The sequence below is a fragment of the Amycolatopsis sp. NPDC104587 genome, assembly GCF_055583645.1.
On the sequence record NZ_JBVJNO010000012.1, the window covers coordinates 278735 to 299793 of the forward strand.

Below are 21059 nucleotides of genomic sequence, written 5' to 3' on the forward strand. Positions count from 1 at the left end.
GAAGGAGCATCGCCTACCACACCATGGGCACCCGAACCCTGGCCCAAGCTGTCACCCGCAGCGGTCCGAGCTGCCGCGGTCGCGGCCGCCGGCGGTCACCACACCCTGCACGTCGCGGCTCCCCTGCACCCCGGTCCTCCTGCTGCCCCGGCTGATCCGGACGCTGATGGCCGACCTCACCGAGACCGAGGCGCTCGAGCTCAGCACGTGGCACCTCCTGGCCGGCGAACCGCTGCCCGACAATGCGGCGCCTACCCGGCCACACGGGGCTTCTCTGCGCCCCGACGATACGATCGCCGCGGTAACTGGGTCCCTGAATCGGCCTGGGTTGCTGACCCTGGCCCACCACGGCGTCCTGACCGTCGAAGACCTCCCCGAGTTTTCCTCCCGCATCGTCGAGGTGCTGCGTCCGGCACTGGAGAACGGCACGATCGGCGTCACAGCTCTGGCAGGGGCCGAAGCGCGCCCGTCCGGGGCGCGCATGGTCTTCACCGCCCGGGACTGCCTGTGCGGCTGTGTCCGGACCGAGGAGTGCCGATGCACGCCGGCGCAGCGTGCGCGCTACCTCGCCCGCTCTGGTTGCTCGACCGCGTTGACCTGTTCGTGCGGGAGGTCACCGTCGCCGAGCCCGATCTGTCGCTGCCGTCTTTGGAGTCGCTGCGCGACAGCGTCGCCCGAGCCCGGGAACACGCGCGCCGCCGGTGGGTTCCGTGCCGGTACCCGGCACCGCGATGGTACTCGCGCGCCGTCACTGGCCTTCCCGCCAACGTCGTGGGCGAGCTGGACGCCGCGATCCGGGAAGGTCGAATTACGTCGCGCACGGCAGCGCGGTGCCTGCGGCTGGCCTGGACACGGGCCGACCTGGACGGCCGGGCGCACCCGGACATCGCCGACGTCTGGCTGACGCTCTCCCACCGCAGCGCAATGCTGAGCCTGCTGCGGGAGCCGACCCCGAGGTGAGCTGACGCAAGAAACGACCGGGAAAGCCCTTCGGCGATAAGTCGATGCTGCGGATCGGGCCGAGGAATGAGGAAAGTTGGCCAGTCCCGCACTCAAACAGAGATCTGCCGCTCAGGCGCCCGGCCGGATATCGCGCCCACTGAGACCAGCCTTGCGCGAATTGACCACCGACCTGGCAACATTAGACAGGCACGCCCATTCCACTAGCAACCGCACGGAGATATCGCCTGTTCAGCATCTCCACGAAGTCAGAGCTGCAGGTGAGCTCGGCAATCTCGCGACTAGTGATCACAAGGACTCTGATGCGGCGTGCTGACGCCTGGATGAGTAGGGAGTGCGCGTAGGAGAAATCGCGCGGATCACCAGTGATTCCCCGAGCGGCGATCATCAGTCCAACCTCAACGCTACGGTTGGCGAGGGTATTGATGAAATAGCCGAGCGTGCTGCTGTCGACCGGCTTGCTCCAATCTTTGCACTCGACCAGGAACGTGGCTGGCAACAGGGTCGGGCCATCTGGGGCTTGCCAATTCCCCACGGCAACGTCGACCTGCTCGCTACCGAATGCGCTGATGACGTTGGGCTCGGCGAGGCATCCCGGCGTGGACTCGAACAGGTAGACGATCAACTTCTCGTATGCCTTGCCCTGCGCGTCGGTGTCTAGCGCCGATGCGGCTGCGTTCAAATGATCGCGGACGGCTGCTGGGTCGAGGGTCATGTCAGGCTCCGTGCACAGCCCGGTTGCGGGCGCGGACCAGCAGTTCGCCTAGCGGCGCGTATTCAAGTTCGGACAGCAGGTCATCGATGGATAGTGCGAGCATAAACGGGGCGGTTCGAACCCTGTGTGTGTCAGTCACCAGATCGTCATAGACAAGGAGGCCGAAGCCGACGCGGCCAGCTTTCATGTTGGCCAGTAGCTGTTGTTCGGCGCGCTGGAAGTCGACTTCGGTGAGCCGCCGCAGTTTGACCTCTACAATGATCGCTCCGAGGACGCTTTCCGTTCCCGGAATGTAAGCCACTGCGTCCGCCTCTCGGTGAGGCTCCGACGACAACTCGACGTTGGCCACCACAACGGCCCCCGCGCCTGACAGGACGTCGTAGACGAGACGCAGCAACTGCATCCCTCGGGTCGACGCGATCCCTCCGCCCGACGCCCCGTGCGCTTGCAGAGGGTTGCGAATTGCCTCCAAACGCGCCCGGAAGCCAGCCAGAGACGATGGCTCCAGCACAGTTGGAGGATTCGACCCCTGGGCAGCGTCGCTTGCCGCCACTGACAGCATGAACATCCGGAGGTGCAGCCGAAGCGCGTCCACGTTATTGACCGGTGCCCTCACGACGGTCGCGCCAGCCAATGCGGGCGGAGGCGCATCAGGAGGCTCGACGACCACCAAGATCGGAATCTTGCGTCCGACGACGACCCCGATCTCGATGAGGACGGCCGCCAGACCCTCCGCGGTCCGGGTCGACTGTGATGGCAGCACAGCGACAGCGCAATCGGCGAGATCAATCGGTGCTTGGGCCAAGGTGACGCCGGCGCCCAACTCCGACGCGGAGAGAACTTCGACCCCCTGATCCACCAGCACGCCCAACAGCACGTGAACGTCCACACTGTTGGGTGCGATCAAGAGGCAACGCATCGGCCGACCCTATCCCAACGCGGCGCAGTGCGGACGTACCTGGGGATCCGCGCCCACTGGTCTCCCCGACTGCGCAGGAAATGTCCGCTTCTGCCGCGGGGCGGTCGACCGGCAGACCGCCAGACGCGCACATGCCGATGAGCGGTTGGACAGGTCGATACCAGGCCGGAGTCTTCACAGTGCCCGGCGCCCGGCACGCGACCACGGAGACGCGACCCGGCTTCGCCGCGGCCGGACGCCGTCGGGCTCCCGCGGTTCGCGTCTGTACTGGTGTCGGCCCTCTGCTGCTCCGGCGCCCCGACCACGCGGCCCGCCAACGTTGTCGGTGTGGGAACGCTTGCAAGGGACAGCCGGTCGCACCACTCACGGAGAACTCACTGACGCCGGATGCCCGCGATCAGATTCTCCCAGTTCTCGTGGGCGATTCGTGCCCGGTCGGCGTCGCTGATCGGGGCGGTCGCCACGAACCGCCGGGCGGAGCCGCTGTGTTCGCGGTTGAACGGGTGATCCGAGGCGTACATGATCCGGTCCGCGCCCACGGTCTCCAGGCTCCACCGCAGGTACCGGTGACTGGCGATGCCGCCCGGGGTGATGAAGACGTTCGTGCGGAAGTACTCCGCGATCGGGCGCTCCAGCGTGGTCACCGCGTCCAGAGCCGCCACGCGGTCGAGGTAGAACAGCACGACCTCGCCCCAGTGCCCCAGGATCAGCTGCAGCCCCGGGAACCGGTCGAAGACCCCGGCGACGATCAGCCGGAGCGCGGTCAGCCCGGCGTCGTAGTGCCAGCCGAACGTCCCGGTGGCCAGCAGCTCGTCCACCGGGCCGCCGAAGCGCCGGTAGTAGGCCCCGGTGACCGCCGGGACCGGCGCGCTCGGGTGCAGGTACACCGGGGCGCGCAGGTCCTCGGCGGCCTCGAAGACGTCCCAGAAACGGGCCTCGTCGAGGGCTTGGCCCCGGGAGTTCGCGTTCACCAGTGCCCCGTCAAACCCGAGCTGCGTGACGGCGCGCCGCAGCTCGTCGGCCGCCGCCGCGGGCGTGGACGTCGCGAGGGCCGCGAACCCGCGGAACCGCCCGGGAAACCGGCCGACGGCGTCGGCGTGGACGTCGTTGGTGGGGCCTTGCAGGGCGACGGCTTCGGCGGGGTCCAGGTCCTGCAGGCCGGGTGTCGTGAGCGACAGCACGGCGGTGTCGATCCCGGCGTCGTCCATCGCGGCGACGCGGCCTTCGCCGAGGTCGAGCAATGCCGTATTCGCGACGGCCCGGCTCATCATCGGCGCGGCGAGCGCGGGGTCGTGCCGCCGCCACGCCGCGACCACGTCGGCCGTGGCGAAGTGCTCCTCGAGCCCATAGAGCCTCACCGGACGGTCGTGAGCGCGCCGGCCCAGGATTCGAGCTGGTCGAACAGCACCGACGCGGCGTCGTCGTGCATCTGAGACGGGCTGAACTCGGCGAAGTTCTCGAAGTCGGTGAAGAGCGAGAACGACAGCTGCTGGCGCACGTGGGCCAGCTGCAGTTCGCTGCAGATCGCCCGCAGGTGTTCGATGGCGCGGGCGCCCCCGAGCGCGCCGTAGGAGACGAAGGCGGCGGCTTTGTTGTTCCACTCGGCGTAGAGGTAGTCGATGGCGTTCTTCAGGACGCCCGAGGTGGAGTGGTTGTACTCGGGGGTGACGAAGACGAACCCGTCGTAGGCGGCGATCGTGGCGGACCAGGCCTTGGTGTGGTCGTTGGTGTAGCCGCCGCGGTTGGCGGACACGGCCTCGTCCAGGTGCGGCAGCGGGTGGTCGAGCAGGTCGATGAGCTCGTACTCGGCGTCCGGCCGTTCCTTGGCCTTGGCCAGCACCCATCTCGCCACGGCTTCGCCCTTCCGGCCGGGACGGGTGCTGCCGAGGATGATCGCGATCTTCACAGGAAGTCCTCTCGCTTGAACATTCAAGTCAGAAGCTAGCACGATGACGTGAATTTTCAAGTCAGCTAGACTGTGGTGGTGGCGGATCCCGAGCAGCGCTGGCTCACAAGTGACGAGCTGTCGGCGTGGCGCGCCTTCATGCGGCTCGCCCAGCGGCTGCCGGCGTCCCTGGATGCGCAGCTGCAGCGCGACGCGCGGCTGAGCTTCCTCGAGTACTACGTGCTCGCGCACCTGTCGGAGCAGCCGGATCGCCGGGCTCGGATGAGCGAGCTGGCGGCCTTGGCGAACTCGGAGCTGTCGCGGCTGTCCCACCTGATCGGCCGCCTGGAGAAGCGCGGCTTCGCATGCCGGGAACCGGACCCGGGCAACGGCCGGTACACGCAGGCGATCCTGACCGACGCCGGCTTCGCGCACCTGGAGTCGGTCGCGCCCAGGCACGTCGAGCGGGTGCGGGAGCTGTTCGCCGACCTCCTGACCCCGGCGGAGCTGCGCACGCTGCACCGGATCGCGGACAAGGTGCTGACCCGCGTCGACGACCAAGCCGAATAGGGGAAAGCCGGCCACACCGCGCGACCGGCTTCCCGTCGTGCGCGGCTTTCCCGCTCATCGCCACCGCGTAGTCGCCCGTCGGCGAACCGTCTGAACAACCAGCACCACGCCGTAAAGGTCAATGTGGTTCACCACCGACGACGGGCATACCCGGCCCGCTTCAGCTTCTGGGCTCGAGCGATCACACCCAACGCACTCTCATGCCGCTGAGCGGACGCCGGCGCCGCCCTGACCGTCTTTGGACGTCAACATCAGCGGCACGCAGGATCCGGATCGGCTCGTGCTTCAAGATGCCGCTCGATGGCCTAGGCGAAGGCGCTGAGCTCCAAGTCGCTGGAGAACGCCGGGGTTCTCGGCCGAGCAGATGGCCGTCATGCCCGCGTCGCCCGGATGCGGTGGCCGAGTATGTGGGCGGCGGTCTCTTCACTCCCCGCTGGGCGCCAACCCGCTCCGACCCGTGGTTGACTCGGCCCATGCAGATGATCGAACGCCCCTGGGGCGTGGCGGTGCACGGTGCCGCGAGCGTCAAGGCGGCCCCGGACCTGGTGCGGGCGCGATTCAAGGTCGTGTGCCTGGAGCAGAAACCGTCGGACGCCTTCGAGTCCGCGGGGCTGGCCGTGCACGAGATCCGCTCGACGCTCCGGCGGCACAACGTTCCGGACGCCGGCATCGAGAGCTCGCGGATCGAACTCGGCGGTAAATGGGAGTACGGCCAGCAGCGGAAGTTCCTGGGCTATGAGAGTTCGGCGTCGTTCGTCGTGGAGTCGGCGGCGCTGGACGATCTGCCATCGCTGCTGACAGACCTGGTCTCCGCCGGCGCGAACGAGATCGAGGGTGTCGACTTCGACGTCCGGGACAAACCAGCTCTCCGTGCCCGGGCCCGGCGCGAGGCGGTCGCGGCGGCCAGGGCGAAGGCCGAGCTCTACGCCGAGGCGGCCGGTGTCCGGCTGGGCGCGGTGGTGCACATCGATGACGTCAACCCGGACGAGAGGCCGCAGTACCGCGGGCACGGGGCCGAGGGCGCCGCCACGGCGGAGGACCTGGCCCCTGGGCACGTGGTGGTGTCAGCGGCTGTGGTGCTCGGGTTCGGCATCGTGCCCGCGTAAGCACGGACTTGTAAGCATCGAAGGTCGATCGGTTCTTTCCAGTCGGCAACGGCGTGCCGCTCGTGCGGGAGATCCTCAGCGCGCGGTTGCTCGTGCTCGACCATGCCGCCATCGCGATCCCCGACGCGGCCGCGGCTGAAGTCGCCGCGGCGATGCTCGGGCTGCAGACCGCCGTAGACCGCGTGGGGTAACGAGTAGCCGCTGATCGCGCACACTTACATCCGCTCATGCCGAGAAGCGGATGCTACTGATTGTCGGCAAGGATCCGGCCGGTCAGAGCAACTCGAAGTGCATGCAGCCTTTGGTCTCGCCGGAATCGGGGCCGTGATCGCGGATGATTTCGACAATCTCATCGAACAGCGTCGCAGCTTCGCCACGTATAGCCGTCGAGCAATCGCGGGCGAACCCGTCGAAGTCAGAGAAACAGGCTCCGTCGATGGTCAGCACGGGAAGGTCGTTGCTGCGGTCGGCCACGACCCGAGCTCGACATGGCCCCATTCGAGTCGTTCGCTTGGTCCGACCACGGAGGACGCCGCCAGCGGCTGCCAACGCGCTGTCATGCCGCGATGAGCACGTTTCGGCCGTTCTCCACGCGCGAGTGCGTCGACAGCAGTGGAGCGTCAGCCCTGGCCAACTACCACGCTCAACTGGCCGACTCGGGCGCTCAGTTACAAAGTGTTGCTGCGCTGAGGAAAGCCGGTGCGGTGTTCCGGTCGGGCCGACGCACTCTAGCGGAGCCTGGCGTCGGGCAAGCCCGCCCCGTTCGTGGCCATGGCTGCGGATGTACAGGACAGGCGGGCTTGCCGCCGACGCGGGCGGCCCCGCTTGGGCGAGTGCGTCCCGACCGGGACACCCGCACGCCGCCTTTCTCCACTGCTGACAGCAGGTCGGGGACGGCGCGGCGTGCGGGGTTCGAGGTCGGTCCCCGGGGTTGCCGGTGACCGACCGGCCTGAATCAAGGAGCCCGCGTGACCGCCACGATGGATCTGCCCGCCCAGCGCGCCGATGACGCCGCCCCGGCCACGCCGGAGATCGATACCGCACCGTCCGACCTCGACCGCGCCGTCCTCGATTCCACCAGTGGCGACGAGGCGGCCAACGGGAACCCGCTCGCCGGGCTGTCGGAGGACGAGCTGGCGGCGTTGCACGCGCAGTGGGACGCCGAGATCAACACCGTTATCCACATCAACCCCGATGAGGCGCTGCTCGCCCGGAACGTCCGCACCGAGAACGCCGAGGCCGACCCGGCGACCACGGCGAACTTCAAGAACAACGGCATCAACACCGCGGCCAACGGCTACCGCAACTACGAGACCGGCATCGTCATGATCACCGAGGGCCAGCGCCGGTTCAACAACGCCCGCGCCGCCGGCGTCGAGCTGCCGGTCTGGATGAAGACCCCGCCACCCGCCGACGAGCGCAAGGCCACGATCGAGCGGATCGTCCGCCAGCTGGAGGAGAACGACCTCCGCAAGCCGCTGACCCTCGGCGACAGCGCCCGGGCCATCCAGCAGCTGGCCGCCTTCAATCTCACCCCTGCGGGCATCGCCCGCAAGCTCGCCCGCGGCCGCAACGGCGCCGCCTACGTCAAGCAGGTGCTCCAGGCCGGGGAGAGCGAGCTGGCGCTCAAGGCCGCCGAACGCTTCGACCTCGACCTGATCCAGGCCGGGGTGGTCGCCGAGTTCGACAAGGCCGGCGACCGCGAGACCGCCAAGGAACTGATCCGCATCGCGCGCACCGAGCCGAACAACTTCCCGGTGTTCGCTCAGGCCAAGCGCGACGAACACGCCGCGGCACAGCGGCTCGCCGCGCTGGTCACGACGCTCACCCGGGAGCTGACCGCCGCCAAGATCACGATCTTCGCGGACACCCTGTCGGCCTACGACGGTGAAGCCCGCTCCCTCGACCGGCTGCGCCCCAGCCCCGAGGACGCGCCCTACACCGCCCTGAACGCCGAGGACCACACGACCTGCCCCGGCCACGGCGCCTGGATCGAGGACGACCACCACGACGACAACGGCGATCGCATCGCGGTCGCCGTCTACGGCTGCGCCGACTTCCGGGCCCACGGCCATGCGCTCAGCCACGCCCCGACCGGACGTGTCGACCTCACCCCCCGCACAACCAGCACGCCCGACACCGGCGACGGCGATGGCGCGGGCACCGCGGGCGAGGAGACCGACCTCGTGGCCGCGCGGGCCGCGCTGGCCGCCGACGAACGCGCCCGCACCGAGGCACGGATCATCCGCCGATGGGTGCGCAATAACAACGAGCTGATCGACGCCTCCGAAAAGCCACGACGTGAATGGCTGGCCAAATTCGTGCTACGCAAGACCGCGCCCAAGGGCGCGCAGCTGTTCCTCGCCCGGCAGAAGGCCCACGGCGGCTACGCGCTGCGCCGCGCGTTCAACCAGAACCACGCGCTCGCCCGCCAGCTCCTCGGCTTGCCCGTCGGCAGCACGGTGACCGACCTGTCCGACAAGGTCGCCACCGCAGCCACGCCGGGCAAAGCGACCGTCTACGACATGTTCCTCACCTTCTGCGCGATGGAGGAGGCGCTCTCGCGCAACGCGTGGCGATACGCGATGCAGGCGCCGCAGGAGTACATGAACGCGCTCGTCGGCGCCGGCTATCCGGCCTCCGACGTCGAACGGCTGATCATCACACCGCAGAGCGAGCGGAACGTCATCGCCGCGGCGCTCGGCGAGACCACCATCAGCGACACAGCCGACGATGACGGCGCTGAGCAGCACGGCGACGTGCTCGATGCCGCTACTGCCGGCGGCTCCCGCCCGGCTGAGCCGGGCGACGATGGGTCACCCGTCGGTTCTGGGGTCGACGACGCGACCGACTACCGCCAGGGCGAGAGCGCAGGTGGTTCGGGAGACGATGCCGCGCTCGGCCTCTCCGAGGGCCCCGACGCTCTGGCTCATCCGGACGTCGCCGCCGCGGAGCTGGCCGGAGCCGCGAGCTAGCCGGCCGACGCCACCCCCGATGTCGCCGGACAGGGGCGGGCCCGCACACCTCGTGCCGGGCCCGCCCCTGCCGTCGCTGTCCTCCACGCCGCCCGCGTCGCGCGCGCCGCGCGGCGTGCCCACGGCGCAGAACGGAGTTTGCCGATGCACCCGCATCTTCGGCCGAATATCCAGCACGTCCACCTCGCCAGCACCGGCATCGCCCGGCCTCGCCACGTCACCCCTGGACCTGCCCTGGTTACTGCCGAGCTGATGCCATGACAGCGATCATCACCTCGGCCGCGATCGCCCCTCCCAGACCCTTCACCGACGAACTCCTCCACGCCGCGCTGGAGGCCGCCGAGCGCGGATGGCCAGTGTTCCCGCTCGTCCCCCGAGGGAAGAAGCCCGCCATCGAGCGCTGGCAGCAGCGGGCCACCTGCGACCCCGACCGCATCCGCCGGTGGTGGACCCGCTACCCGACGTGCAACGTCGGGATCAGCTGCGGAGCCGCGAGCCTGCTGGTGCTGGACCTCGATGCAGCGCACGGGCGGGTCCCCGAGCAGTGGGCCCGCCACGGCGTCACCCACGGCCGGGACGTCCTGGGGCTGCTGGCTCAGCTGGCCGGCGAGCCCGACCCGGCCGACACCTTCACCGTGGCCACCCCGCGCGGCGGCGAGCACCGGTATTTCCACCGGCCGCCGGGGTCGCGACTGCGCAGCACCGTCGGTGCGCGCGGCCGCGGGCTCGGCTGGCACGTCGACACCCGCGGCCCCGGCGCGCTGGTCACCGCCCCCGGCTCGCTGGCCACCGTCCACGGCATGCCGGTGCCTTACACCATCACCGGGGACCTGCCGGTCGCGATCCTGCCCGCCTGGCTGGTCACCGCCCTCACACCCCCGCCTCCACCACCGCCGGAGGCTGTCCCGCCGTTGCGACTTCCGGCGACCAACCGCCGGGTCACCGCCTACGTCCAGGCCGCCCTCGACGCCGAGTGCCGCAACGTCGCGACCGCCACCGAAGGCCACCGCCACATCACGGTATTCGCCGCCGCGGCCGCGCTCGGCGAGCTGCTCGGCAACGGCTGGATCAGCGCCGCCGCGATCACCCAGCACCTGACCGACGCCGCACGTCGGCACCTCGGTGTCGCCGACTTCGACCGCGCCGAGCTGAGCAGAACCATCCGCGACGGCATCGCCGCAGGACGGGAACACCCACGCGTCCTCACCGACCGCCCCGCGCCGCGGGCCGGCCGCGCACGCGCCCAGGAACGGCTGCGCACCGAAACCACAACGCCCTAACGCACAAGCTAAACGGGACACCCGACGTGCCCCTCGACAGCACCACTATCCACCTGAGACACACGAGGTGATCACCATGCCCGAGGACGTGCCTCAGCACAGCCACAACGCCGTCCGCGCCGACGAACAGCTCATCAGCGGAGACGGCCAACCCGCCTTTCCCGCACAGCTCGGTGAACCACAGCTGATCGCCGAAACCGCCAGCGGCAAACAGTTCTACACGGGGACACCCCGATTTCGGCGCGTGGTCGCCGAATGGGTCGCCATCACCGCCGAAGCCACCTCCGACCACCTGAGGTTCCGCTGAGACGGCGCCGACCTGCTCGTCATCGACGACGCCGCGGTCGACCCCGATGATCCGACAAGCACACCCCACATCGACCGTATCCGGCCGGACTCCAGCGGCGGTACTTCTTCGACGGCTGGCTGTGGACCGAGGCCGACACCGCCACGCACCGATCGGACGACGCCGCTCGCGCGGCCTTGACTCTGCTCGCGCAGGACCGTCCCCGGCCGGTCGCGCCGTTGATCCGGCACGTCGCCGAGCACACCGACCCCCCGCTCCATCCGGCAGCACTGCGACGCATCCGCCGACAGCGCCGGACCTCCTCAGGGACCGCCGCGGCAGCGTCACGTCGGAAGCACAGGGGAAGCCGATGAGTGACAGCTACGTTGCTGTTCCGCCGGATTCGGTGATCGAGGTCGCGCACCCGGGCGACGACGTGGGCGCCGAAGTCGTTCCCGCCGGCGAGACCGCGTTGCTCGTGGGCGACCACGACACCGGCGTCGCCGTGATCCAGGGCACTCACCGCCAGCTCACCGCGTTCCTGCGCCGAGCCGAGCAGGCACTGAAGCAGGCAACCGAGGTCAAGGGCCCGTAGCCGCCCCGGCGCGCTGGCCCGCCGTCAGAAAAGCACACCGAGGCCCCGGGCCCAGACCACCCGCCACATTCAACGGGTGCAGAGCACCCGGGGCCTCGGCGCGCACCGGCGCGGCTGGTCAACCGCGCCCGGCGCGGACATCCAGCCCCGCCTGAAAGGAACGACCCATCGTGCACGTCCACACCGACCTCATCTGCTTCACGCCGGCAGCGTTCTTCACCACCACGTTCTCCCAGCTCGTCCAGCTCAGCCTCACCTTCGCCGATACCTACCTTGGCTGTTGGGTCAGGCTCGGGCTTATCGGATTCCTCGGCGCGCTGGGCAACGCGGTCGTCGAACGCGTGCGCGCGAAAGCCGCGCGCAACGCCGTGCCGACGAACAGCGACGACAGGCCCACGCCGCCGGCACCGTAGCCCCTTTTCGTGCACCGTGCGTCGCGCCGCCGCAGTCCCTTCTCACCGTCCGACACTCCGCCGATACCTCGTGAGGTTTCCGATGCCTGCAGCCATGTTCTTGACCGACGCCGACCTCCTTGCCGCGATTCCGGCCACGCTGGGGTACGTGCCCGACGAATCGCTCGTCCTCGTCGCGGCCACCGCCCGCGGCGACGGCACCGCGCGTATGGGCCCGATCACCCGCTTCGACCTCGACGCCGTAAACCACAACCCCGGCTACGTCGTCGCGTACATGCAGAAAGCGCTCTCCGAGAAGCCGGTCATGCGCCTCATCGGCGCCGTCGTGCACGACACCACCGACACCGCCGACCTGCCCTACCGCACGGAGCTGGCCACCTTCACCCAGAAGCTGCACGACCGCGGCTACACCAACATCGAGCTGCTGCACCTGCCCGGCTTCACCCCCGGAGTCACGTGGTCGTGCTACGACGTCGAGAGCCACACCGGCACCCTGGCCGACTACGCGACCTCACCGATGACCGCGCACGTCATCGCCCTGGGCAACCGGGTCTACCGCAGCCGCGACGAATTCCTGCAACAGTTCCTTCCCGCGCCCACCGACATCCGTGACAGAATCGGCGCTCTCGCCGACCCGATCACCGACGAGGTCGAGCGAGAAGAACTCTCCGACGACCGCCCACGCCTGCGTCGGCGCCTGGACCGGCTCGACGATGCCGTCTCCGCCGCCACCGGCGGGCACGTGCCGACCAACGAGCAGGTCATCGCCGAGCTCCTCGCCGCTCTCTCCAGTCTCCGCATACGCGATATCCACCTCACCCAGGCCACCGCCGAGCGGGCCGCGGCCGCACACGCGCTGTGGCTGCACCTATGGCGACACGCCCCGGAGCGATACGCACCGGACATGGCCGCCCTGGCCGCCGCGACGGCTTTCTTGCGCCACGACAGCGTTTCCGCCGCCGCGATCTTCGCCAAGGATCCACGACCGACCCAGCTCAGCCGGCTCATCCGCGTGATGCACCGCAACGGGATCGACCCGGCCACGGTCGATCCCGACTTTTCCAAGATCTCCCAGGAATCGCGCACCGAGCTGACCACACCCATCACCGAAGCCTAGGCAACATCTGACGCTCCTCAATGGACACAACTATCCCCACCGAGACGAAAGGCCCGTCGCATGAAGTCCACACTCGAGTCCACGTGCACGAACACCGCGCCCACTGCGCCGCTGCAGTTCCTCGAACTGACGATCACCATCGTCGGTATCTTCGTCATCGTGATCGGGTCGATCACCCTGCTCTACTTTCTCCCGACGCTGCTCACATCGCTCTCGGTCCGCCTGCGAGGGCGGAAATAGTTACACAGAAACCGTTATCTAACAGCCGATAGTGGCATCTGTTTCCGCGCGGCGTTGGGGCAGGACATCAAATTCCACGCAGGGCGACCCCGGCACCATCGGCCGTGCAGGCCATCGAGAGCACAGCACCCCGGTCCCGGGGCGCCTGAACCCGGCGCTCGGCCACATCCGGCGCGGGTGAACCGGCGCCGCGGCACCGCGCGCACACACGCGTCTGCCACCGCCGGTTCACACCGGCCGGACGAGCCCGCCGGGCTTCACGCCCCGGGCCCGCGGGCGCTCGACCGCGTCGCGTCCCGCACACCGACGAGGCCCAGGAGGCCACCACAGCAACAACGGCAACCGTCCACAGGCGACGAACCGCACCAGGCCAACCAGCCTGCTGATGCATCTGAACTCGGTGTCCCGGCCGGGGCTTCCCTACCTGGACCGGGACACCGTCCCTGAGGGCCGGTAGCGCGGTGCGCGCCGAACACCCAACACCGCGCTACCGGTCCTCCCTCTGCTCATGCGCCCCTCTCGGCTTTCCGCCGGGAGGGGCGCCTTTTTCACGTCTACAGCGCGAAAGGCCACCCGCCATGACCACACCTGTCGACGACATCGTCCGCTGCGACGACTGCGGCAACGCAACCCCGACACCGTTCCACCTCACGCCCGGAACCGTCTACTGCGAAGGTTGCGTCCTCGCTTTGCACCGGTGCAGCGGATGCGGGCAGATCACCGAAGTCACCTCAGCCACCGACGACGACGGGCGGATCTGTGACTTCTGTGAGCGCGCCGGACGCTATCGCACCTGCGATCAGTGCGACATCCTCATCCGCAACGGCTACCTGTGCCGGACGCACTCCCTCGACGAGATCGAGGAGTTTTATACGTGCGACCACTGCACGGGTCTTGTGTCGCTGCGACTGCACGAACCGCTCTACGCCACCGACGACCGCCGGCTTTGCTCGCCCTGCGCCCAGGTTTTCGACCTCTGCGACTACTGCGACCTCTACGACGACGGCCTGCGCGACACCGAGTCCGGCCGCGATATGTGCCACGAATGCGCACACCGGCTCGACTACTGGGAATGCCGCAACTGCACAACCCTCATCGACAGCGGAAACTACTGCGACGACCACGACACCGTCGATGAAGACGATTACGAGGACCTGCACGGCTACTGCTACAAGCCGCGACCGGTCTTCCACGGCATCGGCCCCCGCTACCTCGGGTTCGAACTGGAAATCAACGTCCCGCGCGGGCACCTGTCCGACCGCATCGACGACACCGTCGACACCCTCGATGGCCTCGGTTACCTCAAAGAGGACAGCAGCATCGGCTACGGGTTCGAGCTCGTCACCCACCCGATGGCCTACCGCTGGGCGCTGGACTCCTTTCCCTGGCATCTGCTCGAGACGCTCGAGGTTGCCGGCTGCAGCGGCGACGGCAACGGGCTGCACGTCCACATCAGCCGCGCCGCCTTCGCCGGGCCATGTCACGTGTTCCGGTGGATGAAGTTCGTCTACCGCAACGCCGACGACGTCCAGATCCTTGCCCGCCGCTCCAGCGGCTACGCCGCGTTCCGCGACTCCGAACGCGACAACATCAAAGACGCCTGCAAAGGCAAGTACTACGGCCCGCGCGGCTCCGCGATCAACACCCAGCCCGAGGAGACCTTCGAGCTACGGGTCTTCGCCTCCAGCCTCGACATCCAGCACGTGCAGGCCGCCCTCGCCTTCGCCGACGCCTCCGTCGCCTACACCCGCGACCTCACCATCCCCGACATCACCCAGGCCGGCGGGTGGACCTGGCCCGCCTTCACCCAGTGGCTGCTGACCCGTCCGCAGTACGCGCCGCTGACCGCCGAACTGGAGAACCTCGCATGTGCATGCTGACCTACCTTCCCGCGCGCATCCAGCCCGACACCGCCGCCCTGGCCAACGGAGCCGTGCACAACAACGACGGCCACGGCTACGCCATCGTCGCCGGCGACCGCATCATCACCGGCCGCGGCATGAACGCCGCCGCCGTCATCGACGAGTTCGCCGCCCTGCGCGGCCTGCACCCCGAGAAGCCCGCGCTGTTCCACAGCCGCTACGCCACCCACGGCTCCGTCACCGAAGACAACATCCACCCGTTCCCGATCGGCGGCGACCCCCGCACCGTCCTGGCCCACAACGGAATCCTGCCGAAGAAAGCACACCCGTCGCGATGTGATCCGCGGTCGGACACCCGCATCGCCGCCGACGACATCTTCTCCTCGAAGCCGTTCCTCGCCCTCGATCGCCCGGAGACCCAGCGGCGCATCGAGTCCTGGCTCGGCACGTCCAACAAGCTGGTCATCCTGACCGTCAACCCGCGCTACCCCAACCACGGCTACCTGTTCAACGAGCGCGCTGGATACTGGGACAACCAGGTCTGGTATTCCAACCACGACTACCTCGACCGTCACCCCGGCCAGACCGCGTGGTGGGGCCTGGACGACGGCTGTCACTACTGCGGCGTGACCGACGCCATCGATCCCGAGACCGGGATGTGCCTCGCGTGCGGCGCGTGTCCCTTCTGCGCCGCCGACAACCAGCCCTGCCCAACCTGGTGCTACCGATCGCTCGCCGGCGTCTGCTGCGTGGACTGCGGCGAGGACCTCGACGACTGCGTCTGCGTCGTCGCACCCGTGCTCAACGCCTGACCCACGCACACTTCGACTGCTGGCCGGGGTGCGGCGGCTGCCGCCGCACCCCGGCCGAGAAGGGACCACCATGCCCTCCCACCCCTGCTCCGCCGAGTCGGCACCTCCGATTCCCACTGCCTTGCCCACCTGCCGGTCCTCGCCGGTCCCGTCGTCCCCTGGGGGACGCCCCGAACGGCCGATGGCCGGTTCATCGCGCAGGCGTTGCCGTCACGAGCCCTATGCTGACGAGCCTGAATCACCAGGGGCGGTTCGGTCGGTCGGCCAATGCTCTCGGGCGTCGCCGAGGAGGCTTCTTAAAGTCGGGCGCTCCGACGGTGCATTCCCAAGTTTCCAGTCATGTTTCATTTCCAGCACACCGGATCCGTCTGACTGAGCTTCGACGGTGTAGGACGGCGGCCACGTCTGACATAAGCGATTTATCTTCGTGATCCGGGCACCTTGAAGGATGGCGAGATCGCTAGTGATCGTTGCCTGACCGCAAAAGGTAGCCCCTTCAAAACGAGCCTTGATTGTGAAGGTGACGTCGTAGAAGCTGACACTACCGAATCTGGCACGATTCATGTAGCACTCCCTAAGGAATTCAGCTTGACGGAAGTCCGAATATCTTATATTTGCGTCATCAAACCATGTCATCCCCTCGAAGGATGCCCCCTCGAAATAAAGGGTTCCATCGGAGGCGTCCAAATCCTCGAAGTGAGCGTCTTTACGGAAGGTCGCGCCGCTGAAGTCCGCAGTTCCTCCGATCTTCGCCTTAAAGAACGATACGGAGGCGCGGAACGTCGAACCCGTGAAGTCCGCATCCACGGTGAAATCAGCGAGCCCGAAGTCGCAGCAGCCAACGAAGGTGGTGTGGGCGAAGGTGGCAACCGAGATACGGCACGCTGTGAAATCCCAGTCTACGAGCGTGGTGTTCGACAGATCCAGCTGGATCCCGTCCCAATGCTCTCTGTCTGCCTGGGAGTACTTGTCCTCTAGCCGTAAGCCGCGATTGTTCTTTTTCAGATAGCGCAGATGACGTAGTAGCACGTCTCGTACAGCGGCGCGGACGTCGAGCTCACCTGCGCTGATAGAAGCCGTCCGGCTCTCTGGAGGCGACCCAGGCTTTTGGCGGCGCCCGGCCACTCTGGAACTCAGCCGCGATGGTGTGCCGTTTGTCGCGTTGCTTCCGGGTTCCTTGCCAGCTGACGAGGGTATTCTGATGTAGGCACATAATAGGTCGACCACGGTCTGCCGGAGTTCCGGTGCTCCCTGCGCAAGCCTCTCAAGCGCGAAAATGCCTGCTAGCCGCACAGCCGCCTTGCCTGAGCCCAACTGCTCGGCGGCTTTGGTGTATAGGTCGGTGATGCGCCGCTCGGTGGCGTCGTGCGCAGCGTCCGCGGCAGCTTCCTTCTTCTGGGCCAGGTCGATGTCGGTGAGGTTGAGGGCGACCTCGGTGGAGCGTTGGCGGCGGACTGCCAAGAGCAGTGCAAGGGCAGCTCCGGTGCCGCCTGCCGCTGTAAGACCGGTGCGGATGGCCTCGACGCGCATCCGCGCCAGATCCGCTGCGGCCAGTCCGTCGGCTTGTCGCCACAGCCACCAGCCGACGCCGGCCCCCACGATGACGACCGCGACGGCGGATAGGAGAACCCACGTCCAGTGCAACGGGCGCAGGCGAGGCGGATGAGACGGCGGTAGCGGAACCAACGGACTGCCCATGTGGGTAATCATGCCGCAACCGGCGGCCGGTTGTGGCCTAGTGAGCAATCGTCAGACGACGATTGAACTCGTCGCCGCCGTGATCGCCCAACCACCCAATTTCCCGCATCATTCTGTCGAGATAAATCCGCTTTGCGCGGCCTACACCATCGCGCCCTGCCCGATGGTCGCCGGGCGCCGCAGCCACTACCGCGCCAGCGCCCGCACGATCGACACCGACGCCGTCCACGGCGCGGACGTCGACCGGCGCCTCGGCGCCCCCGCCGAGCCCTGGCATGCGGTCTGGCTGACCCGCTACGACGTCGCCACCCTCCACGGCCACCCCGCCGCCTGCTACCTACTCACCCCGCACCTGCGCATCCGCCCGGTCACCACGTCCCCGCGAACCCGCTCCTGACGATCCACTCGATCCGGAAAGGACACTCCCGTGCCGTCTGGCGAAGCGCTGGTGTTCATCGCCAGCAAACACACCACCCCAACCCGCCAACGCGTCCTGTGGCGCGTCAGCGTCGCTGACGCCAAGAAGATCTGCAGCGACTCCCGCACCGCCGGGCCCCACTACATGCTCTGCTTCACCACCAAGAACATCGACGATCCCGACGCGTTCGTGTACGTGCCCGACGACGGCCGCCACGCCGAGGTCCTGCACGACCACAGCATCCGCGTCATCCGCGATCACGCCACCCGCCGACCCACCGCGGCACCCCAGCCGCAGTAGGGCCCCACGCCCCGCCGGCCGCATCGAAACTGCCCGAGCACCTCGTCCTCGGCGCGGACGCTCGCGGCCAGGAGAGCACACCCAGGACCCCGGCGCCGGCCTCATGCAGCCCGGCCGCGCCGAGCTGCCGAGCGCCGGGCCCCCGGGTGTGCTGGTCGGGCGCGGTCACCCGCACCCGACACGGAGGTCCCTCGTGACCGCATCCACCGTCCACAACACCCGTGACCAGACCAGCGTCGCCTACAAGCGAGCCTGCCGACTGATCGAAACCGAACTCGGTGGCCGCCGGCTCATCTCCGACCCCGCGGAACCCGGCAGCTGCGCCGCGGAATGCGCGCGCCAGCCCCATCTTGTCGGCGACGACACCACGGTGGAGGTCTGACCGATGCCCGAGAACCAGCTGTGGCTCAGCCCCTACGACTGGAGCAGCTCCTACGTGCTACCCGAGTCGGTCGCCTGCAACATCCCCCGCCGCGGCAGCCTCGACGACCTCGGCGCCTGGAACGTCGCCCGTGGTGTCCTCGTCGAGCTGTGCCAGACGCTGCCCGCGACACCGGTCTCGCTGCTCTACGACGAGCCCGTCCAACGCCGCGACCGGACGCGGGTCGCGATCCGGGTCACCGCCCGCGCCCGCCGCCACGACGGACGGGACGTGATCGTCATCTACCGCAGCGAACGCACCGACACCGCACCCTGGCCGGACTTCTGGAGCGTCGCGGTCAACGGACTCATCCCCACCTCAGGCCGGGACGTCCGACGGCCGTCACCGCCCTGGATCGCCCACACCGCCGCCCAGACGCTGCGCGCCGAACTCGGCCACTGAAGCCACGACCCGGTCCCCTCCGACGGCCCGTACCCTTCCTCTTCGGAAGGACGCTCATGCCTCTCACGCTCGCCAGCACCACGATCATCGTCGCCAGCCTCCCGGCGCTGCTCGGCTTCATCCCCGACGACTCCCTGGTGCTGATCACCGCACTCACCAAAGACGACGACTCGGTCACCACCGGCCCGCTCGCCCCGATCGACCTCAACCGCCTCACCGGCCACGCCGAGGACTGCGCGCGGCGGTTCAACCGGCAATGCGGCGACCTGCCCGTCTTCTGCGTGATCGGCATCGTCATCCACGCGGGGGACAAAGACACCACCGGCGACGACCTGCTGCCCCTGGGTGCCGACGTCGACAGCGTTATCGAGCAACTGGCCCAAGACGGCTTCACCGACGTCGACCTCGTGCACGTGCCGGCCGTCGCCGACGGCGCGCGCTGGCGCTCCTACCGCGACGCCGACCGCACCGGTGTCCTGCCCGACCCCGCGGCCACCCCGGCCGCGGCGGCCGCCGTCCTCGCCGGACACACCATCGCCGCCAGCCGCGACGCCCTCGCGGCACGGTTCACCCCCGCGCCCGAGCACCTCCGCGCACGTCTGCAGTCCCACATCACCGACGCCGTCGAAGCCGCCGCCCTCGACGAAAGCTGGCACCTCGCCGCGCACGTCCGCCTGGCCCGCGCCGACGCCGCGATCGGCGCCGCCGCCCACGGCGAGCTACCCGCCGACGATGCCGCCATCGCCGATCTCGCCGCCACCTTCGCCACCCTGCCGTTCCGCGACGCGCTGCTCGCCGTCCCCGACGACGCGACACGCCTGGCCGCCGAGAACCTGGTGCTGCACCTGTGGCGGCACAGCTGCGGCCCGGTCGCCGGCCAGTTGGCCATCGTCATCGCGGTGCACGCCTACCTGCGTGGCAGCGGAACCGTCGCGCGGATCGCGCTCGAGAACGCCGACCCCGAGCACCCCATGACGCTGCTGCTCTCCACTGTGCTCGACCACGCTGTCGCACCATCGGAGATCCGACACGTGCTCGAGAACGCCAGCGCCGACACCCGCGCCGCCCTGCTCAGCGAGCCCGCGATCGACCAGGCATAACGCCCACCCCGCCACGCCGGTCGCGCCGCCCGCCGAAGCGTCCCCGAGTGCGGCGACAGTCCGCAGACCGAACTTCTGCCGCGCGTGCTCGACATCGTCGCGGATGGTGGCGCGACGGCGGGTGGGTGTCACCGGTAGTGGCTTCCCCCGGCTCGCTGGGTCGTGGATCGCCCGAAGGTAAGCACACCCCGGCCGGGGGCAGTGCGTCCCCGAAGCCTGGCCCGATCCGCCCGGGTGAACCAGCCCCATACCTTCCCGAGCTCCGATGCCGGTCGAGCAGCGGGCTGGTTCACACCGGGCGGATGAGCCAGGCCGGGGACGTCGCCTGACGGCGCCCCCCGGCCGCCGCGTGCTCAGGCTGCGCCGCGTTCCACACCCCAACGAGCACAGGAGGCCACCATGGCCGGCGACACCACCATGACCATCATCGGCAACCTCACCACCGACCCCGAGGTGCGGTTCACCGCCGCCGGTAACGCGGTCGCGAACTTCACCGTCGCCTCGACGCCCCGGACCTTCAACCGCGCGACCGGCGAGTGGGAGGACGGCGAGGCGTTGTTCATGCGCTGCACCATCTGGAAGCAGGCGGCCGAGAACGTCGCCGAGTCGCTGACCCGCGGCGCGCGCGTCGTCGTCCAGGGCCGGCTGCAGCAGCGTTCGTTCCAGACCCAGGAGGGCGAGAAGCGGACCGTGATGGAGCTGACCGTCGACGAGATCGGCCCGTCGCTGCGCTACGCCACCGCCGCGGTCACCAAGAACACGAAGAACGCCGCCTCGAAGGTGAACCCGGACCTGGCCACCAGCACCGGGGCTACCCCGGCCAGTGACCCGTGGGGCGCGGCCGACGAGCGCGAGCTGGTCGGCGCGGGCGCCGGGAGCAGCGACACCCCGCCGTTCTGATCGGGCCCGGGGGGGGGGGGGGGGCGCCCCCCCCCCCGCACACCCCACTCCAACCCCCCCCAACCACCGGGAGAGGGGGGGAGGA

The 21059-nt window shown here is 68.9% G+C and carries 26 protein-coding genes and 1 pseudogene; 20 read left to right on the top strand and 7 right to left on the bottom strand.

Annotation, left to right across the window (positions count from 1 at the left end; genetic code table 11):
- Positions 1–51: 51 nt before the first annotated feature.
- Positions 52–207, bottom strand: coding sequence for a hypothetical protein (locus tag ACZ61C_RS34240; protein WP_465312105.1), 156 nt, complete (start codon positions 205–207; stop codon positions 52–54).
- Here ACZ61C_RS34240 and ACZ61C_RS34245 point away from each other — a divergent pair.
- Positions 167–514, top strand: a pseudogene (locus ACZ61C_RS34245) (ATP-binding protein); the annotation flags it as partial. The gene ACZ61C_RS34240 and the pseudogene ACZ61C_RS34245 overlap by 41 nt on opposite strands.
- A 23-nt stretch (positions 515–537) precedes the next feature.
- A complete protein-coding gene (locus tag ACZ61C_RS34250; protein WP_465312101.1) occupies positions 538–960 on the top strand; it encodes a magnesium chelatase subunit ChlI family protein in 423 nt (140 codons plus the stop codon).
- 181 nt (positions 961–1141) lie between these two features.
- Here the strand turns inward: ACZ61C_RS34250 and ACZ61C_RS34255 are convergent, their stop codons facing one another.
- The 4 genes from ACZ61C_RS34255 to ACZ61C_RS34270 all read right to left on the bottom strand — a co-directional run bounded on the left by ACZ61C_RS34255 (position 1142) and on the right by ACZ61C_RS34270 (position 4500).
- Entirely contained in the window at positions 1142–1675 is a 534-nt protein-coding gene (locus ACZ61C_RS34255) for a restriction endonuclease (RefSeq protein ID WP_465312015.1), read from the bottom strand.
- A 1-nt stretch (position 1676) separates the two neighbouring features.
- On the bottom strand, positions 1677–2552 hold the full coding sequence (locus ACZ61C_RS34260; RefSeq protein ID WP_465312016.1) for a hypothetical protein: 876 nt from the start codon (positions 2550–2552) through the stop codon (positions 1677–1679).
- 416 nt (positions 2553–2968) lie between these two features.
- A complete protein-coding gene (locus tag ACZ61C_RS34265; protein ID WP_465312017.1) occupies positions 2969–3952 on the bottom strand; it encodes an amidohydrolase family protein in 984 nt (327 codons plus the stop codon).
- Positions 3949–4500, bottom strand: coding sequence for an NADPH-dependent FMN reductase (locus tag ACZ61C_RS34270; RefSeq protein WP_465312018.1), 552 nt, complete (start codon positions 4498–4500; stop codon positions 3949–3951). Before ACZ61C_RS34270 ends, ACZ61C_RS34265 begins: the two co-directional genes overlap by 4 nt.
- A gap of 78 nt (positions 4501–4578) precedes the next feature.
- On the opposite strand from ACZ61C_RS34270, the gene ACZ61C_RS34275 reads away from it, so the two are divergent.
- The 3 genes from ACZ61C_RS34275 to ACZ61C_RS34285 all read left to right on the top strand — a co-directional run bounded on the left by ACZ61C_RS34275 (position 4579) and on the right by ACZ61C_RS34285 (position 6346).
- A complete protein-coding gene (locus tag ACZ61C_RS34275; RefSeq protein WP_465312019.1) occupies positions 4579–5049 on the top strand; it encodes a MarR family winged helix-turn-helix transcriptional regulator in 471 nt (156 codons plus the stop codon).
- A gap of 473 nt (positions 5050–5522) precedes the next feature.
- Positions 5523–6155, top strand: coding sequence for an SIMPL domain-containing protein (locus ACZ61C_RS34280; RefSeq protein WP_465312020.1), 633 nt, complete (start codon positions 5523–5525; stop codon positions 6153–6155).
- A 62-nt stretch (positions 6156–6217) separates the two neighbouring features.
- On the top strand, positions 6218–6346 hold the full coding sequence (locus tag ACZ61C_RS34285; protein ID WP_465312021.1) for a hypothetical protein: 129 nt from the start codon (positions 6218–6220) through the stop codon (positions 6344–6346).
- Between the two features lie 82 nt (positions 6347–6428).
- Here ACZ61C_RS34285 and ACZ61C_RS34290 read toward each other — a convergent pair whose 3' ends face one another.
- Complete coding sequence (locus ACZ61C_RS34290; protein WP_465312022.1) at positions 6429–6629, bottom strand: hypothetical protein; 201 nt, start codon at positions 6627–6629, stop codon at positions 6429–6431.
- A gap of 494 nt (positions 6630–7123) precedes the next feature.
- Between ACZ61C_RS34290 and ACZ61C_RS34295 the strand changes: the two genes are divergently transcribed.
- The 9 genes from ACZ61C_RS34295 to ACZ61C_RS34335 all read left to right on the top strand — a co-directional run bounded on the left by ACZ61C_RS34295 (position 7124) and on the right by ACZ61C_RS34335 (position 15735).
- Complete coding sequence (locus ACZ61C_RS34295) at positions 7124–9130, top strand: hypothetical protein (RefSeq protein ID WP_465312023.1); 2007 nt, start codon at positions 7124–7126, stop codon at positions 9128–9130.
- A 257-nt stretch (positions 9131–9387) separates the two neighbouring features.
- On the top strand, positions 9388–10410 hold the full coding sequence (locus ACZ61C_RS34300; RefSeq protein WP_465312024.1) for a bifunctional DNA primase/polymerase: 1023 nt from the start codon (positions 9388–9390) through the stop codon (positions 10408–10410).
- A gap of 76 nt (positions 10411–10486) precedes the next feature.
- On the top strand, positions 10487–10717 hold the full coding sequence (locus ACZ61C_RS34305) for a hypothetical protein (RefSeq protein ID WP_465312025.1): 231 nt from the start codon (positions 10487–10489) through the stop codon (positions 10715–10717).
- Between the two features lie 349 nt (positions 10718–11066).
- The gene (locus tag ACZ61C_RS34310; protein ID WP_465312026.1) at positions 11067–11291 is read left to right on the top strand and encodes a hypothetical protein; all 225 of its coding nucleotides are present in this window, start codon (positions 11067–11069) and stop codon (positions 11289–11291) included.
- 170 nt (positions 11292–11461) lie between these two features.
- Positions 11462–11704, top strand: a complete 243-nt coding sequence (locus ACZ61C_RS34315; RefSeq protein WP_465312027.1) for a hypothetical protein — start codon at positions 11462–11464, stop codon at positions 11702–11704.
- Between the two features lie 82 nt (positions 11705–11786).
- Positions 11787–12821: a DUF4192 domain-containing protein gene (locus ACZ61C_RS34320; RefSeq protein WP_465312028.1), complete on the top strand. Its 1035-nt coding sequence runs from the start codon at positions 11787–11789 to the stop codon at positions 12819–12821.
- 60 nt (positions 12822–12881) lie between these two features.
- Positions 12882–13061, top strand: a complete 180-nt coding sequence (locus ACZ61C_RS34325) for a hypothetical protein (RefSeq protein ID WP_465312029.1) — start codon at positions 12882–12884, stop codon at positions 13059–13061.
- 578 nt (positions 13062–13639) lie between these two features.
- Positions 13640–14941 carry a hypothetical protein gene (locus tag ACZ61C_RS34330; RefSeq protein WP_465312030.1) on the top strand — a complete coding sequence of 434 codons (1302 nt, stop codon included), beginning with the start codon at positions 13640–13642 and terminating at the stop codon, positions 14939–14941.
- On the top strand, positions 14935–15735 hold the full coding sequence (locus ACZ61C_RS34335; protein WP_465312031.1) for a hypothetical protein: 801 nt from the start codon (positions 14935–14937) through the stop codon (positions 15733–15735). Before ACZ61C_RS34330 ends, ACZ61C_RS34335 begins: the two co-directional genes overlap by 7 nt.
- A gap of 219 nt (positions 15736–15954) precedes the next feature.
- Here ACZ61C_RS34335 and ACZ61C_RS34340 read toward each other — a convergent pair whose 3' ends face one another.
- Positions 15955–17379, bottom strand: a complete 1425-nt coding sequence (locus tag ACZ61C_RS34340; RefSeq protein WP_465312032.1) for a pentapeptide repeat-containing protein — start codon at positions 17377–17379, stop codon at positions 15955–15957.
- Between the two features lie 217 nt (positions 17380–17596).
- On the opposite strand from ACZ61C_RS34340, the gene ACZ61C_RS34345 reads away from it, so the two are divergent.
- The 6 genes from ACZ61C_RS34345 to ACZ61C_RS34370 all read left to right on the top strand — a co-directional run bounded on the left by ACZ61C_RS34345 (position 17597) and on the right by ACZ61C_RS34370 (position 20974).
- Positions 17597–17830, top strand: a complete 234-nt coding sequence (locus tag ACZ61C_RS34345; protein ID WP_465312033.1) for a hypothetical protein — start codon at positions 17597–17599, stop codon at positions 17828–17830.
- Between the two features lie 30 nt (positions 17831–17860).
- On the top strand, positions 17861–18151 hold the full coding sequence (locus tag ACZ61C_RS34350) for a hypothetical protein (protein ID WP_465312034.1): 291 nt from the start codon (positions 17861–17863) through the stop codon (positions 18149–18151).
- 193 nt (positions 18152–18344) lie between these two features.
- The gene (locus ACZ61C_RS34355; RefSeq protein WP_465312035.1) at positions 18345–18533 is read left to right on the top strand and encodes a hypothetical protein; all 189 of its coding nucleotides are present in this window, start codon (positions 18345–18347) and stop codon (positions 18531–18533) included.
- 3 nt (positions 18534–18536) lie between these two features.
- Positions 18537–18974 carry a hypothetical protein gene (locus ACZ61C_RS34360; RefSeq protein ID WP_465312036.1) on the top strand — a complete coding sequence of 146 codons (438 nt, stop codon included), beginning with the start codon at positions 18537–18539 and terminating at the stop codon, positions 18972–18974.
- A 56-nt stretch (positions 18975–19030) separates the two neighbouring features.
- Positions 19031–20074 (top strand): DUF4192 domain-containing protein, encoded by a 1044-nt coding sequence (locus ACZ61C_RS34365; RefSeq protein WP_465312037.1) that lies wholly within the window; start codon positions 19031–19033, stop codon positions 20072–20074.
- 399 nt (positions 20075–20473) lie between these two features.
- Positions 20474–20974: a single-stranded DNA-binding protein gene (locus ACZ61C_RS34370; protein ID WP_465312038.1), complete on the top strand. Its 501-nt coding sequence runs from the start codon at positions 20474–20476 to the stop codon at positions 20972–20974.
- The last annotated feature ends 85 nt before the right edge of the window (positions 20975–21059 follow it).